This is a genomic window from Stenotrophomonas sp. YJH_SMC_25, from assembly GCF_059369595.1.
This window is the reverse complement of record NZ_JCAFSV010000013.1, coordinates 84,095-98,606: the sequence shown is the minus strand read 5'-3', so window position 1 is coordinate 98,606 and position 14,512 is coordinate 84,095. Positions and strand designations below refer to the sequence as shown.

Below are 14,512 nucleotides of genomic sequence, written 5' to 3'. Positions count from 1 at the left end.
CGGTTGTACCGGGCTCATGCCAGTACAGGAGATTGTCATGGCAGAAGCAAAGAAGATCGGGGTGGTCGGAGCCACCTTCCTCGTCGCCGGCAACATGATGGGCTCAGGCGTGTTCCTGCTGCCATCGAGCCTGGCCAAGATTGGTACCGCCTCGATCTGGGGCTGGTTGATCACCACCGCCGGTGCGCTGTTGCTGGCCTTCGTGTTCGCCAAGCTGGGCAAGCTGGCACCGAAGGCGGGCGGCCCGTACGCCTATGCGCGCGACTGGTTCGGGCCCTACATGGGCTTCCAGACCAACACCATCTACTGGTTCGCCAACTGGATCGGCAACGTCGCCATTCCGATCGCCGCAGTGGGCTATTTCAGCTACTTCTTCCCGATCCTGTCCGAGCCGCTGGTGCGCTGCATCGCGGTGCTGATCCTGGTGTGGGCGCTGAGTTTCGCCAACGTGATCGGTCCGGCGTTCGTCAGCCGGGTGCAGACCGTCACCACCAGTTTTGCGCTGGTGCCGATCCTGGGCATCGCCATCTTCGGCTGGTTCTTCTTCGATGCCGACATTTTCAAGGGCGCCTACAACGTGTCCGGCGAATCGAACTTCGGCGCGATCTCCAGCGCCGCGGCGCTGACGCTGTGGGCCTTCATTGGCGTCGAGTCGGCCTCGGTCACCGCTGGTGTGGTCGAGAACCCGGAAAAGAACGTGGCCCGCGCCACCCTGGCGGGTGTGTTCCTGGCCGCCATCGCCTATATCGCCAGTTCCTCGGTGATCATGGGGATGGTGCCCAATGGCGAACTGCAGACTTCCGATGCGCCGTTCGCACTGGCTGCGGCCAAGGCCGTCGGTGGCTGGGGTGGTGCGCTGGTCAGCCTGTGTGCCTTCATCGGTGCCGCCGGTTCGCTGGGCGGCTGGATCCTGCTGACCGCGCAGAGCGCCAAGGCAGCCTCCGATGACGGCCTGTTCCCGAGCATCTTCAGCAAGACCAACAAGGACGACGTGCCGGTCAAGGGTGTGCTGATCGTGGCCGTGCTGATGACCCTTGCGGTGCTGGTCACCTCCACCTCGGAAACCGCGTCGGCACAGTTCGACGTGATCACATCGGCGGCGGTGGTGCTGACCCTGCTGCCCTACATCTACTCGTGCGTGGCCTGCTACTTCGTGGTCGAGCGCTCGCACACCCTGGTCCACACCGGTGCGTTCTGGACCCTGACCAGCCTGACCGTCGTTTACTGCCTGTGGGCGATCTACGGCTCGTCGGGAACCATCGTGCAGTACGCGTTCCTGTTCGTGCTGTTCATCACCGTGTTCTATCCCTTCTTCAGCGAGGAGCGCCGCCAGCAGCGGCAGCGCGCCCGCGAGGCCTCGGCGATCAGCGCCGGCGCCCAGCGTTCCTGAGTTAGACAAGGAGAATCAACGTGTACTTCAAGTCCCTGGACTACCCGGTCATTGTCATCGACAACGACTACGAGTCGCCGCGCATCGGCGGCATCCTGATCCGCGCCCTGGTGGAAGAGCTGCGCAGCAACGACCAGCGCGTGCTGTGCGGCCTGAACCTGGATGATGCCCGTGCCGGTGCCCGCACCTACGTGGCGGCGTCGGCGGTGCTGATCTCGATCGATGGCAGCGAAGAGGTGGATGGCGAGTTCCAGCGCCTGACCGCCTTCCTGCGCGAGCAGAGCGCGCGCCGCGCCAACCTGCCGGTGTTCCTGTACGGCGAGCGCCGCACCATCGAGAAGGTGCCGAGCAAGCTGCTCAAGTACATTCATGGCTTCATCTTCCTGTTCGAAGACACCAAGAGCTTCATCTCGCGACAGGTGATGCGCGCGGCCGAAGACTACATGAAGAACCTGCTGCCGCCGTTCTTCAAGGCGCTGATCCATCACGCGGCCGAGTCGAACTATTCCTGGCATACGCCTGGCCATGCGGGCGGCGTGGCGTTCACCAAATCGCCGGTCGGCCGCGCGTTCCATCAGTTCTATGGCGAGAACACGCTGCGCAGCGATCTGTCGATCTCGGTGCCGGAACTGGGTTCGCTGCTTGACCATACTGGTCCGATCAAGGACGCCGAGAACGAGGCCGCACGCAACTTCGGTGCCGACCATACCTTCTTCGTCACCAACGGCACTTCCACCGCCAACAAGATCGTCTGGCACGGCACAGTGGCCCGCGGCGACGTGGTGTTCGTCGACCGCAACTGCCACAAGTCGCTGCTGCACGCGCTGATCATGACCGGCGCAGTGCCGGTGTACTTCACCCCCAGCCGCAACGCGCATGGCATCATCGGCCCGATCAGCCTGGACCAGTTCACGCCGGAGTCGCTGCAGCAGCGTATCGCCGCCAACCCGCTGGCCAGCAAGGCCTACAAGGCCGGCTCCAAGCCGCGCATCGCAGTGGTGACCAACTCCACCTACGATGGCCTGTGCTACAACGCCGAGAAGATCGCCGACGAGATCGGCAGCGCGGTGGACTTCCTGCATTTCGACGAAGCCTGGTACGCCTACGCTGCGTTCCATCCGTTCTACGAGAACCACTACGGCATGGCCAAGGGCAAGCCGCGCGAGCAGGATGCGATCATCTTCACCACGCATTCCACGCACAAGCTGCTGGCCGCGTTCTCGCAGGCCTCGATGATCCACGTGCGCAACTCGGCGCAGCGCAACCTGGATGCCGAGCGCTTCAACGAATCGTTCATGATGCACACCTCGACCAGCCCGCATTACGGAGTGATCGCGGCCTGTGATGTGGCCTCGAAGATGATGGAAGGCGATGCCGGCCGTTCGCTGGTACAGGAAATGCACGACGAGGCGATCGCCTTCCGCCGCGCGATGCTGCACGTCCGCGATGACCTGGGGCGCGACGACTGGTGGTTCAGCGTGTGGCAGCCGACCCAGGTCGAGCGCAGCCTGGACAAGGGCGATACGCCGGCACCGATGGTGGCCAAGCGCGAGGAGTGGTACCTGCAGCCGGATGTGCACTGGCACGGCTTCGAGAACCTGGTGGATGACTATGTTCTGATCGACCCGATCAAGGTGACCCTGCTGACCCCGGGCCTGGCGATGGACGGCAGCATGGGCAAGCTGGGCATTCCGGCGGCGGTGCTGAGCAAGTTCCTGTGGGGCCGCGGCATCACCGTGGAGAAGACCAACCTGTACTCGGTGCTGTTCCTGTTCTCGATGGGCATCACCAAGGGCAAGTGGAGCACCCTGGTCACCGAACTGATGGCGTTCAAGGAACTGTACGACCGCAATGCGCCGCTCAGCCAGGCACTGCCGACGCTGGCCGCCGACTATCCGAATGCCTACGCCGGTTGGGGCCTGCGTGACCTGTGCGACGCGCTGCATGCGTTCAACCAGGAATTCGCGGTGGCCAAGGTGATGCGCGAGATGTACGTGGATCTGCCAACCCCGGTGATGACCCCGGCCGATGCCTACAACCACCTGGTGAAGGGCGAGATCGAGCGGGTCGACATCGAGCAGGTCAGTGGTCGCATCGCCGCGACCATGCTGGTGCCGTACCCGCCGGGCATTCCGACCATCATGCCGGGCGAGCGCTTTGGCGACAGCGATGAGCCGATCATCCAGTCGCTGCGCATCGCCCGTGAGCAGAATGCCCGCTTCCCGGGCTTCGAGTCGGACGTGCACGGGCTCATCATCGAGAACGACGGCGATGTGACCTCGTACAAGGTGGAGGTACTGAAGGCCTGACCGGCGACGGTCGGCCCTTCGGCGAACGATGGATACCGCGCGCGAGCAACGCATCCTGAAGTTCTCGATCGGGTTCACCATCGCGGTCAGCGTGGTCGGCTTCAGCGGTGGCCTGCTGGTGGGATCGCAGGCCATCCTGTTCGACGGAGTGTACAGCCTGGTCGACGTTGCCCTGACCCTGGTGTCGTTGTCGGTGCTGCGGCTGGTGGCGCGGGAACAGAGCCCGCGCTTCCAGTACGGCTACTGGCACCTGGAGCCGATGGTCGAGGCGCTTGGCGGTGTGATCCTGTCGCTGGCCTGCGTGTATGCGCTGGCCAACGCGGTGATCGGTTTGACCACGGGCGGACACGAGGTGAAATTCGGGCCCGCGCTGTGGTGGGCGGCGCTGCTGAGTGCCAGCAACCTGGCGATGGCGGCGTTCGTCGCCCAGCGGGCGCGGCGCCTGCGCTCGGCGCTGTTGTGGCTGGATGTACGGGGCTGGCTGCTGGGTGGCTTGATGAGCCTGGCGGTAGTGCTGGCCTTCGTACTGGCCCTGGTCCTGCATGGCGGTGAGTGGCACCACTGGGTGCCGTACCTGGATTCGATCGTGCTGGCATTGATCAGCCTGGCGGTACTGCCGGTACCGGCGCGCAGTGCGTGGAAGGCCATGCGCGAAGTACTGCAGGTGGCGCCGGATGATCTGGACCGGCGCGTGCAGCAGGTCATGCAGGCATTCGTGGCCGAGCGTGGCTATGCCGGTTTCACCAGCCACGTGGCGAAGATGGGGCGGATGCGCTTCATCGAGATCCATGTGCTGGCCGATCCGGCTACGCCCTTGGGCTCGGTGGGCGAGGTCGATGCGATGCGTGATGAGATCGCGGTCAGGCTGGATGCTCGGGGCAGCACGTTCTGGCTGACCATCGATTTCACCGCAGATCCGGCGTGGACGTGACCACGCTTCTGTAGAGTCGAGATAGCTCGACTGCTTTTCGTCAGCGGAAGTCGAGCAGGCTCGATTCCACGGGATCGCGTGATCGTTGCGCGTGGCAGACCGGTCTGTTGCACCGGATCCGTTTGACCTCAACCGGGGTTGAGGTCACAGACTGCCGGCAACCCCCACGAGGCGCGCGGCATGAACCTGCTGACCACACCGGACTTCAGCCATGGCCTGCTGGAGCTGTTCAATCCACCGGGCCTCTACGATCCTTCGGCCAGCGGCTACTCACACGTGGCGGTGGTGCGCCTGCCGGCACGGGTGATCCACGTGGCCGGGCAGGGCGGTGAAGATGCGCAGGGCCGTCTCTCGCCCAGCTTCGAAGACCAGGTCGGGCAGGCGCTGGACAACCTGCAGACCGCGCTGCGCTCGGCGCAGGCAAGCCTGGTTGATGTGGCGCGGTTGCGCATCCTGGTGGTCGGCCACGATGAGGACCGGCTGGGCATCATTGCCCACCAGGTGCGGCGACGCTGGCCGAACCGTGCGGCGCCCACCTGCACGCTGATCCCGGTGCCGCGACTGGCGCTGGGCGGCATGCTGTTCGAGATCGAGGCGGAGGCCTACGCCGCCTAGCGCAGGTAGTACTCCACCGGCACCACCAGTTCCTGTGGTGCCTTCAGTTCATCGGGAATGGGCGGTAGCGGCTGCGCGCGACGGAAGGTCTGCAGCGCGGCGTCATCGAGCATCGGCTGGCCACTGGACTGTTCCAGCCGCAGAGCCAGCAGGCGGCCTTCGCGGTCGATGCTGGCCCTGACCCAGGCAGTGCCCTGCTGCCGGCGCGAGCGTGCGGCGGCAGGGTAATAGCGGTAACGCTCCAGCCGCGCCATCAGGCGGGCTTCCCACTGGTCGCTGGCGGCGCCGGCCTGGAAGTCCGCCGGTGGCGCGTCTGGAGCGGGCGGAGCGGCCGTGATCGATGCCGGTGCGGGACTGGCATCGGTCGCGGCCGCCGGCGGGGCGACCGGCAGCGGCGTTCGACCCGTCCCGCCCGTTTCGCTGGCGGCCAACTCGCCCTCGCGCGCGGCGGTGGGTTTCGGTGGCGAGGGCGACTTTGCCGGTTGCGATGCGCGCGCCTGCTGCGCCTGGCTGGGGGCGTCGGCCTGGCGCTCCTCTACGGGCTGTGGCGGCGTGGCCGGCGCCAGCAGGCGCAGGCTGATGCGCACGTCCTGCTCCGGCGGCGGCAGCATCGGCGGCGCTGCCACCCAGTGCACCAACAGCAGCAAGGGCAGCAGGTGCAGGACGGCGGTGATCGCGATCGCCTGCCAGTGTTGGCCGCGCTCACTCATCGTCCAGCACCCACAGCAGATCGGCATCCGCCGCATCCACGGTTTCACCCGGCGAAGCCAATGCGATCACCAGCGCAGGCGTAGCCGGTGACAGGTAGCCCGGTACCCCGGTACCGCGCAGTACATGCCAGCGCCCCGCTACCAGCAGCGCCGGCGCGGGCGCATCGAGCAGCACCTGTGCCATGCGTGTGTCGCGGGCCTGTTGCACGGCCAGCATCCCTTCCAGCATCGGTGCTGCGTCTGCGTGCTGGGCCAGCACCACCGCCGACAGGCGCTGGCGGGCAGCGGCCACCGGGAACCGTACGCCCTTGGTGGACGCGAGCAGCGCGATGACCTCGGCACGCGACAGGTTGCCGCCGAACAGCGGCGTGCCTGCATCGGCAGCATCCTGTACCAGCCCGCCATACGCGGCCCACGGCCAACGCGTATCCCAGTCCAGCAGTTCCTGCAGGCGTGCACCTTCGGCCTGGTTGCCCTTGGCCAGCCAGCGCTGCACCCGCTGCAGGCGTGGCTGGCGCTCGCTGGCGATCATTTCCAGCACCAGCGAACCCTGCGGGCGCCGCCGCTGCAGCGCCTGCAGCAGCCAGCGCTGGGCGGCGTGGTCTCCGGCGAGGTCATGGCGCTCACCCAGCATCAGCCTCCGGGCGTCCGCCGCACGCGCCACGAACGCGGCTTCGTCCAGGTGCCGGCCGTTGGCCAGGTCGATCACTGAGCCAGGCATCGACTGCGCGCTGGCCACGGTCGCCAGCGCGAGCAGGCATACGGGCAGCCAGCGACGGCTAGAACGCCACATTGACGCCCATCGAGACGGTACGGCCACGGCCGTTGCCGCGGTCCAGGATCGGGCTGAAGATGCTGTCGATCGAGGCATTGTTGTCATAGGCCTTGTTCTGCAGGTTTTCGATGTTCAGCCACAGCGTGGTGTTGGCCTGGGGCTTGAAGCTGGCGTAGAAGTCGAGCAGCACGCCGGTGCCGCCGGTCTTGCGGGTCTGGAAGAAGTCGTAGCCTTCCTCGGTCGGCCCGGAGTACTCGGCGCGCAGGCCGGCCTGCACGCGCTGCTGCCACCAGCGGCCGCCCACGTCCAGCGTCCAGTAGCGGTCGGGCAGGGCGGTGATGTCTTCCAGGTTGACGAACTCGATGGCCGGCGCACTGGTGTGCGAGCGGGTCCAGCTCAGCGTGGCGTGGTAGTGCTCGCTGGCGTAATGCGCTTCCAGTTCGATACCGCGCATGCGCACCACGCCGGGGTGGTTCATCCAGCGCGTGGTGGTGCTGAAGTCGTCCACGTCCAGCGCATCGGTCCAGGCAGTGAGTTGCGGATCGCTGTCGATCGGCACCACGAACGGTTCCACTTCCGGCGGATGCACGATCAGCAGATACTGCGGCTTGATGTAGTCGCGGATGCGGTTGTCGAAGCGGGTGATCCGCAGCTGTGCCAGGTCACCGTCGACCAGCAGCGAGTCGGTGCTGAGGTTGGCACCGAACTGCAGGTTGCGCGAGCGCTCGCGGCGCAGGAACGGGTTGGCGCCCACGCCATCGGCGTCGCTCATGCCTTCCAGCGGGATCTTCTCGAAGAACATCTCCTGCACCCGCGGCGGGCGGGAAGTACGCGAGGCTTCTGCGAACAGTTGCAGCCAGTCGGTGGCTTGCCAGGATACCGCCAGGCTGGGGCTGAGTGCGCGCTCGGTGCGACGCACGTCGATGCCGCCGCCATTGATCTCCGCGCACTGGCCGGGCACATCCGAGCACACCGGGATGTGGCCACGGATGCCGAAGCGGTCCTGGCGCAGGCCGGCGGTCAGCGCGTAGATGTCGTACTGCAGCTCCAGAGTGCTGAACACGCTGTCCAGCTGGCTGCGACCTTGCGGGTTGGCACCGCGCAGGACGGGGGTGTCGGCCACATAGATGTCCGATTGGTGCTTGATGCCGGTGTTCCAGCGCGCCTGCAGTGCCCCGATGTCGAAGCGGCTGGTGTTGTCCACGGTCCAGCTGCTCAGGCTGCTGTGGGTGCGGCGACCGATGTAGCTGGAATCCTCCACTGGCGGATAGAACAGCCGGGTCTTGTTGCCGGCGAAGGTTGCACGCAGGTCGATCCACGGCGAATAGGGTGTGTAGTGGTAGCTGGCGCGCTGGTTGCGCGCGGAAATCTGCCACGGATAGTTGTGGTAGAAGCCGTTTTCGTAACGCATGTGGCTCAGGTTCAGCCGGTGCTGGTCGCTGGGCTGCAGGCGTGCTTTCAACAGCCAGCTGCTGGGCTGCTGGCTGCCCGGGTCGGCGTTGTTCTTCTGCCCACGCGCGGTTGCGTATTCGCTGCTGCGGCTGCTGCTGGCAGCCGCCAGCAGGCCGAACTGGCGGTCGCCACCCTCTTCACTGTGGCGCCAGGCACCGGCGAAGGTACGGCCGCTGCCGTAGCCGTTGTTGCCGTGGCGATAGCCTGCACGCAGGCCCCAGTCACGGCCCTCACCAAGCAGATCGTCGATATCCAGCGTGCGGAAGTTGGCACTGCCGGCCAGCGTACCCGCACCATCACCACCGGCGACCGCACCGCGTTGCACGTCCACGCCGGCCAGCAGGAAAGGATCGACATAGGCGAACGGACCACCCGAGCCATGCCCGGCATTGTTGCGGAAGGTCTGGGTGACACCGTCGATCATGGTGTTGACCCGGCCAGCACCGGTCATGCCGCGGATGTTGACCTGCAGGCCCGGCTGGCTGCGCGAATGGAAGCTGTGGGTGCCAGGCATCGAGCGCAGCAGGCTGTTGCCTTCCTGGCGTTCAGCCATCGCCACGCGCTCGCTGCCGATCGAAGGCGCAAAGCCATCGCGGGTGGCTGGTACATACTGGCTGGCACCTGCACCGGGGGAATGGCCGTGCGCGGTATTGCCCTGCACCCGCAAGGGCCCGGTGCGGCGGCTGCCATCGCCGCGCTCGGCCGGCGCCGGCTCCAGAGTGGCGCGGCGCGCATCGATGAAGCGCGGGCGCAGGCCGCTGCCCGCCAGCAGGCGCGTCAGGGCCTGCGCATCGTCGAAGTCGCCGCGAAGGGCGGGCGCGGCATGGCCAGCGGGAAGCGCCGCGCCGATCACCAGATCGACACCGGTCAGCCGGCTGTAGGCGTCCAGCGCGGCCGCCAGTGGCTGGGCGGGCAGATCGTAGCTTCGAGTGGCGGCCTGCGCGTGGGCGCTGTCTGGCAGCAGTGGAACGGTGCTGGCGCAGGCCAGCGACAGGGCGAGGACAAGGGGGCGGGGACACAGCATCGGGGGCTCCAGGGGCTGACGCAGAGCGTCGTCATCCCGGGTAGACGCAGCCGCAGGCCGGATGTCAGGGTCCATCACGCCGTTCCCTGCGTTGCGGCAGCCACACCTGTATGCCGTCGCCGAGGCGCAGTACGCGCACCTGCAACTGAGTGGCCAACTGGTCGCGGTTGCTGGCTGCGCCGTCGGCACTGCCAAGCAGGGTGACCGGCTGCTGGCGCAGCTGCTCGCCGATGACCCACGTGTGCCCGCCGTGCCAGCGGTCCAGGCCCTGCGTGACGTCGGCCAGCGGGGCCGAGACCCAGTGCAGGCGCCGCTCGCGCCAGGCCAGTGTTCCCGGGGCGGTGGTTGTTGCATGGGCTGTTGACTGCCCATCGAAGCGCAGCTGCTCGCCGTCGTTGGCCAGCATGCTGGCGTTGCCGCTGTCCACGCGCACGCGATGCTCGGTAACGGTGACCACGCTGCTGGTGCCCTGCACGGCAAGATCGAATGCGGTCCCCAGTGCAGTGACGGTGCCCTGCGGAGTGTGTACCTGGAAGGGCCGGTCGGCATCGGCGGCGACCTGGAACCAGGCCTGGCCACGCTGCAACTGGAGCTGGCGGCGCTGCCCATCGATGCGCACCTTCACTTCGCTGCCGGGTGACAGCAGGACATGCGAACCATCCGGAAGGGTCTCATCGCGGATCTCGCCAGCGGCCGTACGCAGTACCTGCGCCACCGGCGGCGAGGCATGGCGGCTGTAGAGACCCAGCGCACACAGCAACAGAACCGCAATGCCGGCTTCGCGCAGGCGACGGCGTTGCCTGCGCTGCTGTTGCCGCTGCAGGCTGGGCAGCGTCGCGCCTGCCTGCCACAGGTGCTGCAGATACTGGTACTGCGCGGCATGTCGGGGGTCGGCCTGGCACCACTGGTCGAACGCGTTCTCGTCGCGGGTGCCATCGTGTCCATCCAGCCACCAGCGTGCGGCTTCGCGCGCGATCGCGTCCTGGCTCATGCGCCGGGCACCTGCTGCAGGGCGACGAGGGCGCGCAGCAGATGGCCGTGCGCGGTCTGCCGGCTGATGCCCAGCTGACGGCCGATCTCGGCCAGGGCCATCTGTTCCACACGCGCCAGCAGGAACACCTGGCGCGAGCGCGGTGGCAGCGCGGCGATGATCGCATCGAGATGACGCAGCTGTTCGGCGTCGAGCAGTCGCTGCTCGGGCAGTGGTGCAGGATCGGCGATGGCCTGCAACTGCGTGTCATCCAGTACCTCTTCGCGACGGCGCTGGCGCTGCCGGTAGTGATCCGCGATCAGGTTGTGGGCGACGCGGTACAGATAGGCGCGGCCGTTGCTCAGCAGGCCGCTGGCGGCGACTTTGACGACACGCAGCCAGGTTTCCTGGACGACGTCATCGGCGTCGCTGCGTTGCGGGAGTTTGCGGCGGACATGGGCGTGCAGCGGCCGGTAATGGGCCGCGCACAGCTGCGCGACATCCGTCGGTTCGACAGGCGTGGACACGGGGCGGGCGACAACTGGGAAAGGGAACAGCCCGCGGCGGCAAGGGCAGCGGCTGCACCTTACAGCAAAAGAGAATCATTTGCATCCATGGCGCGAGGCACGGCACGCATGGGCCACCGCGGCGTCAGCGCGGGCGATAGTCGCAGTGGATCTGCAGGGCTTCGGTGGCGTTGTGATGCAGCTCGAAGCCGCACTGCTGCAGGCTGCGCTTCACCTGCACGACGGCTTCGGAATGACGGGCAACGCGACGATCCTGCCAGCGCGGTGGGGTGAACACGCCCAGGGGCAGCAGCCGCAGCCGCTTGCCGTGCAGTACCAGTGAGACATCGACATGACGGCCATCGATGTCGTGGCCGTTGGCACCGAAAATGGCATCGATCTCATCGCGGCGTTGCGGGTAGCAGGTGCGGAATGCTGCGATGCCGAGCCGTCGTACCGCGCGGCGGAAGCCGCCGAGACGGCTGTGGCCGGGTTCGAAGCCACGGGTGAGCAGCAGGCGCAACCCGGCAGGCAGCATCGCCTGCGCGTCGAGCAGGCGTTGCAGTACCTCTTCTTCCAGTTGGATGCGGGTGGAGGGCCAGCGCGGAGCGATGAGCAGTCCGTGGTGGTTGCCGCGTTGCAGGGTCAACATGCGTGAAGCTTCGCACGCGGGCGAACAGCCGCGGTAGTGCCGGCCGCTGGCCGGCAGATCCGGATGCCGGCCAGCGGCCGGCACTACCATCGGGTCAGATGTCGCGGTACTGGATCTGCGAAGCCAGTACCCGCAGGCCATCGGCATTGCTGGACAGGATGCGCTCTTCGCCGACACCTTTCTGCCGTTTCAGCTGGAAGCCCTGATCGGCAGGCAGCTGTGCGGCAATGGCGTCCATGCGTTGCAGGGCATCGGGGCCGCTGCAGTCGAAGTGGCCCCAGTGGGCGCCATCGCGGTGGATCTGCAATCGGTAGTTCATTGCGGTGTCTCCGGCAGGTCCTGCAGCCAATGGTCGAACATCGCGGTTGCGGCCGCTGCCAGCGGTGCGCCATAGCGACGCGCCTGTGCGCGCAGGTCGTTGGGATCGATGCCGGCCTGGGCCAGCTCCAGCGTGTGGCCGATCAGCCAGCGCTCGAACTGGCGGGCGTCCAGTTCCGGGTGGCATTGCAGGGCCAGTGCGTGGCTGCCGATGGCGAAGGCCTGGTGACGGCAGGCCGGCGTGCTGGCCAGGCGGCGTGCACCGGCCGGAAGTTCGAACGCCTCACCATGCCAATGCAGTACCGGAATGCCCTGCAGGGACTGCAGCGGAGAACGCTGGCCTTCATCGGTCAGCAGCAGTGGCGCAAAGCCGATTTCCTTGCCACCACTGGGAGCGACACTGGCACCGAGTGCCCGCGCCATCAGCTGTGCACCCAGGCAGATGCCCAGGGTCGGCCGCTGCCGCTGCAGCCGGCGCTGCAGCAGGGCAATGCTGTCGTTGACGAAGGGGTAGGTCCCTGTGTCATTGGCACTGATGGGACCGCCCAGCACGACCAGCAGGTCGGCGGTTTCGGCGTCATCGAGCGCATCGACGCCGGCCTGCAGCAGCTGCAGCTGCCAGCCTTGCGCCAACAGCAGTGGCTGCAGGGTGCCGAGGTCTTCAAAGCCAACGTGCTGCAGGACAACCGCGTGCTTCATGCCGGGGCTCCGCTGTTCGGCCAGTAGAAGCTGTCCGGGGTGGCGCGGGCGCCGAAAATGGCCTGGCCGACGCGGACCACGGTGGCACCTTCCTCGATGGCCACTTCGAAATCACCGGACATGCCCATCGACAGCTGCGACAGGTCCAGGTCGGGCGGGGCGGTGCGTTGCAGCTGGTCGCGCAGTTCGCGCAGGCGCACGAAGCAGGCGCGCACGCGCTCGACGTCGGGGGTGAAGATGGCCAGGGTCATCAGGCCGCGCACGCGCAGGCGATCGAAGGCTGGCAGCTGTTGCACGAAGGCCTCGACCGCGTCGGGTTCCAGTCCGTACTTGCTGGGTTCGGCCGAGGTGTTGACCTGCACGAACACATCCAGGGTGCGCTCTTCCAGTTGCAGGCGCTGCTGCAGGGCCTCGGCTACGCGCAGGCTGTCCAGCGCCTGGAACTCGCTGGCAAAGCGTGCCACGTAGCGCGCCTTGTTGGTCTGCAGATGGCCGATCACCGACCAGTGCACGCCCAGGTCGGCCATCGCTTCGGCCTTGCGTTGTGCCTCCTGCACCTTGTTCTCGCCAAGTTCGTGGCAGCCTGCGGCCACCGCCATGCGGATGCGGGCTTCATCGACGGTCTTGCTGACCGGCAGCAGGCGCACGCTGGCCGGGTCCCGGCCGACGCGGGCGCAGGCATCGGCGATGCGTTGACGCACCGTGACCAGGTTGGCGGCGATCTGTTCAACGGACTGGGCGACGGGCCAGTCGGCAGCGGCAAGGGGCATGCGGGCACCTCCAATGCAGGGCGGCCAGGGTGGGATACACTGGCACAGGACAATATATATTTTGGCATAGGACAAAATGAAAATCACCGGGCACAGTGCCGAGTCGATCTTCGACAGCATCCGTGAGGGCATCGGCGAGGGCCGCCTGCCGGCCGGCAGCGTGCTGCCGCCGGTGCGTGAACTGGCCGAGCAGCTGGGCGTGAACCGCAACACCGTGGCCGCTGCCTACAAGCGCCTGGATGCGGCGGGCCTGGCCAGCACGGCGGGCCGCCGCGGCACGGTGGTGCGTGGCCTGCCGCCGCCGCTGGCGCGCGAGGGCAGTACGCCCGGGCTGGCGCTGCAGGACCTGGCCGGTGGCAATCCGGATCCGCGCCTGCTGCCGAACCTGCGCCTGGCCCCGGCCGCACCGCGGCTGTATGGCGTGGGCACGGTCGACCCGAGGTTGCAGGCGCTGGCGCGCGCCTCGCTGGATGCGGACTGCCCGGCGGGTTATGCGCTGGAGCTGACCCATGGCGCGGTCGATGGCATTGAACGCCTGCTGGCGGCCTGGCTGCTGCCGGGGGATCGCATCGCGGTGGAGGATCCGTGCTTCCTCGGCAGCCTCAATGTGCTCAATGCCGTGGGCCACGCGCCGTTGCCGGTGGCGGTGGACGCGCATGGCATGCAGGTCGAATCACTTCGGCAGGCGCTGGAGGCCGGTGCACGCGCGGTGCTGCTGACCCCGCGTGCGCACAACCCGACCGGGGCCAGCCTGGATGCGAAGCGGGCACGGGCGTTGCGCCAGCTGCTGGCGGCCTACCCGCAGGTGGCGGTGCTGGTCGACGATCATTACGCGCTGCTTTCGCAGCAGGCCTACCACTCGGTACTGCCGCTGGATGGCCGGCGCTGGGCGCTGTTGCGTTCGTTGTCCAAACCGCTCGGCCCCGACCTGCGCCTGGCCTGGTTGGCCTGCGATGAAGAAACCGCGATGCGGTTGCGGCTGCGATTGGCGTCCGGCACCGGCTGGGTCAGTCATCTGCTGCAGGATGCGGCGACGTCGGTGCTGGCGTCGGCAACGCAGCGGGCGAAGATCGCCTCGGCAGGTGAGCGTTACCAGCAGCGCCTGCAGTCGCTGCAGGAGTTGCTGCGCGCGCGTGGCATGCCGACGCCGCTGCCAATGGAGGGATTGAACCTGTGGCTGCCGTTGTCGGCTGACAGCCATCCTCAGGTGCTGGCACTGGCTTCGCGCGGATGGCATGTGCGGGCGGGCGAAGTGTTCGCGGTGGCGGCGCCGGGACATGGCCTGCGCATCACCTGTGCGGCGCTGGGGACGACGCAGCTGCGGCAGCTGGCCGATGACCTGGCGGCCGTGTGCGGGGTGTAGCGTCGAGCATGGCTCGACGCTACAGAAG

At 67.3% G+C, this 14,512-nt stretch carries 14 protein-coding genes; 5 read left to right on the top strand and 9 right to left on the bottom strand.

What is annotated here, in order from left to right:
- Window positions 1–37 precede the first annotated feature (37 nt).
- The 4 genes from adiC (at window position 38) to AC5P7E_RS16905 (ending at window position 5,245) form a co-directional block, all read left to right on the top strand.
- Window positions 38–1,390: an arginine/agmatine antiporter gene (adiC, locus tag AC5P7E_RS16920; protein ID WP_005410068.1), complete on the top strand. Its 1,353-nt coding sequence runs from the start codon at window positions 38–40 to the stop codon at window positions 1,388–1,390.
- A gap of 20 nt (window positions 1,391–1,410) precedes the next feature.
- Window positions 1,411–3,699, top strand: a complete 2,289-nt coding sequence (locus AC5P7E_RS16915; protein WP_114619050.1) for an Orn/Lys/Arg family decarboxylase — start codon at window positions 1,411–1,413, stop codon at window positions 3,697–3,699.
- A gap of 28 nt (window positions 3,700–3,727) precedes the next feature.
- Complete coding sequence (locus AC5P7E_RS16910) at window positions 3,728–4,630, top strand: cation diffusion facilitator family transporter (protein ID WP_005410066.1); 903 nt, start codon at window positions 3,728–3,730, stop codon at window positions 4,628–4,630.
- A gap of 180 nt (window positions 4,631–4,810) precedes the next feature.
- Complete coding sequence (locus tag AC5P7E_RS16905) at window positions 4,811–5,245, top strand: RidA family protein (protein ID WP_114619051.1); 435 nt, start codon at window positions 4,811–4,813, stop codon at window positions 5,243–5,245.
- On the opposite strand, the gene AC5P7E_RS16900 is transcribed toward AC5P7E_RS16905, so the two are convergent.
- The 9 genes from AC5P7E_RS16900 to AC5P7E_RS16860 all read right to left on the bottom strand — a co-directional run bounded on the left by AC5P7E_RS16900 (window position 5,242) and on the right by AC5P7E_RS16860 (window position 13,121).
- The gene (locus AC5P7E_RS16900; protein ID WP_114619052.1) at window positions 5,242–5,955 is read right to left on the bottom strand and encodes an energy transducer TonB family protein; all 714 of its coding nucleotides are present in this window, start codon (window positions 5,953–5,955) and stop codon (window positions 5,242–5,244) included. The genes AC5P7E_RS16905 and AC5P7E_RS16900 overlap by 4 nt on opposite strands.
- Window positions 5,948–6,748, bottom strand: coding sequence for a ChaN family lipoprotein (locus AC5P7E_RS16895; protein WP_197596221.1), 801 nt, complete (start codon window positions 6,746–6,748; stop codon window positions 5,948–5,950). The genes AC5P7E_RS16900 and AC5P7E_RS16895 overlap by 8 nt, the downstream gene beginning before the upstream one ends.
- Window positions 6,735–9,206, bottom strand: coding sequence for a TonB-dependent receptor (locus AC5P7E_RS16890; RefSeq protein WP_114619054.1), 2,472 nt, complete (start codon window positions 9,204–9,206; stop codon window positions 6,735–6,737). The genes AC5P7E_RS16895 and AC5P7E_RS16890 overlap by 14 nt, the downstream gene beginning before the upstream one ends.
- Window positions 9,207–9,270: 64 nt before the next feature.
- Window positions 9,271–10,197 carry a FecR family protein gene (locus AC5P7E_RS16885; RefSeq protein ID WP_114619055.1) on the bottom strand — a complete coding sequence of 309 codons (927 nt, stop codon included), beginning with the start codon at window positions 10,195–10,197 and terminating at the stop codon, window positions 9,271–9,273.
- Window positions 10,194–10,703, bottom strand: coding sequence for an RNA polymerase sigma factor (locus tag AC5P7E_RS16880; RefSeq protein ID WP_049460409.1), 510 nt, complete (start codon window positions 10,701–10,703; stop codon window positions 10,194–10,196). Before AC5P7E_RS16880 ends, AC5P7E_RS16885 begins: the two co-directional genes overlap by 4 nt.
- A 124-nt stretch (window positions 10,704–10,827) precedes the next feature.
- Window positions 10,828–11,334: a hypothetical protein gene (locus AC5P7E_RS16875; protein WP_024956788.1), complete on the bottom strand. Its 507-nt coding sequence runs from the start codon at window positions 11,332–11,334 to the stop codon at window positions 10,828–10,830.
- A 94-nt stretch (window positions 11,335–11,428) separates the two neighbouring features.
- The gene (locus AC5P7E_RS16870; protein ID WP_005410058.1) at window positions 11,429–11,653 is read right to left on the bottom strand and encodes a hypothetical protein; all 225 of its coding nucleotides are present in this window, start codon (window positions 11,651–11,653) and stop codon (window positions 11,429–11,431) included.
- Window positions 11,650–12,351: a glutamine amidotransferase gene (locus tag AC5P7E_RS16865; RefSeq protein ID WP_005410057.1), complete on the bottom strand. Its 702-nt coding sequence runs from the start codon at window positions 12,349–12,351 to the stop codon at window positions 11,650–11,652. The genes AC5P7E_RS16870 and AC5P7E_RS16865 overlap by 4 nt, the downstream gene beginning before the upstream one ends.
- Window positions 12,348–13,121, bottom strand: a complete 774-nt coding sequence (locus AC5P7E_RS16860; RefSeq protein WP_005413791.1) for a YggS family pyridoxal phosphate-dependent enzyme — start codon at window positions 13,119–13,121, stop codon at window positions 12,348–12,350. Before AC5P7E_RS16860 ends, AC5P7E_RS16865 begins: the two co-directional genes overlap by 4 nt.
- Before the next feature lie 76 nt (window positions 13,122–13,197).
- Between AC5P7E_RS16860 and ptsJ the strand changes: the two genes are divergently transcribed.
- Window positions 13,198–14,484, top strand: a complete 1,287-nt coding sequence (ptsJ, locus tag AC5P7E_RS16855; protein WP_005413790.1) for a MocR-like B6 salvage transcription factor PtsJ — start codon at window positions 13,198–13,200, stop codon at window positions 14,482–14,484.
- Window positions 14,485–14,512: the final 28 nt, after the last annotated feature.

Bases quoted from the DNA above. Each gene is read 5' to 3' on its own strand.
- adiC (WP_005410068.1), top strand. From the start codon at position 38: ATGGCAGAAGCAAAGAAGATCGGGGTGGTCGGAGCCACCTTCCTCGTC.
- AC5P7E_RS16910 (WP_005410066.1), top strand. From the start codon at position 3,728: ATGGATACCGCGCGCGAGCAACGCATCCTGAAGTTCTCGATCGGGTTC.
- AC5P7E_RS16905 (WP_114619051.1), top strand. From the start codon at position 4,811: ATGAACCTGCTGACCACACCGGACTTCAGCCATGGCCTGCTGGAGCTG.
- AC5P7E_RS16900 (WP_114619052.1), bottom strand. From the start codon at position 5,955: ATGAGTGAGCGCGGCCAACACTGGCAGGCGATCGCGATCACCGCCGTC.
- AC5P7E_RS16895 (WP_197596221.1), bottom strand. From the start codon at position 6,748: ATGTGGCGTTCTAGCCGTCGCTGGCTGCCCGTATGCCTGCTCGCGCTG.
- AC5P7E_RS16890 (WP_114619054.1), bottom strand. From the start codon at position 9,206: ATGCTGTGTCCCCGCCCCCTTGTCCTCGCCCTGTCGCTGGCCTGCGCC.
- AC5P7E_RS16885 (WP_114619055.1), bottom strand. From the start codon at position 10,197: ATGAGCCAGGACGCGATCGCGCGCGAAGCCGCACGCTGGTGGCTGGAT.
- AC5P7E_RS16875 (WP_024956788.1), bottom strand. From the start codon at position 11,334: ATGTTGACCCTGCAACGCGGCAACCACCACGGACTGCTCATCGCTCCG.
- AC5P7E_RS16870 (WP_005410058.1), bottom strand. From the start codon at position 11,653: ATGAACTACCGATTGCAGATCCACCGCGATGGCGCCCACTGGGGCCAC.
- AC5P7E_RS16865 (WP_005410057.1), bottom strand. From the start codon at position 12,351: ATGAAGCACGCGGTTGTCCTGCAGCACGTTGGCTTTGAAGACCTCGGC.
- AC5P7E_RS16860 (WP_005413791.1), bottom strand. From the start codon at position 13,121: ATGCCCCTTGCCGCTGCCGACTGGCCCGTCGCCCAGTCCGTTGAACAG.
- ptsJ (WP_005413790.1), top strand. From the start codon at position 13,198: ATGAAAATCACCGGGCACAGTGCCGAGTCGATCTTCGACAGCATCCGT.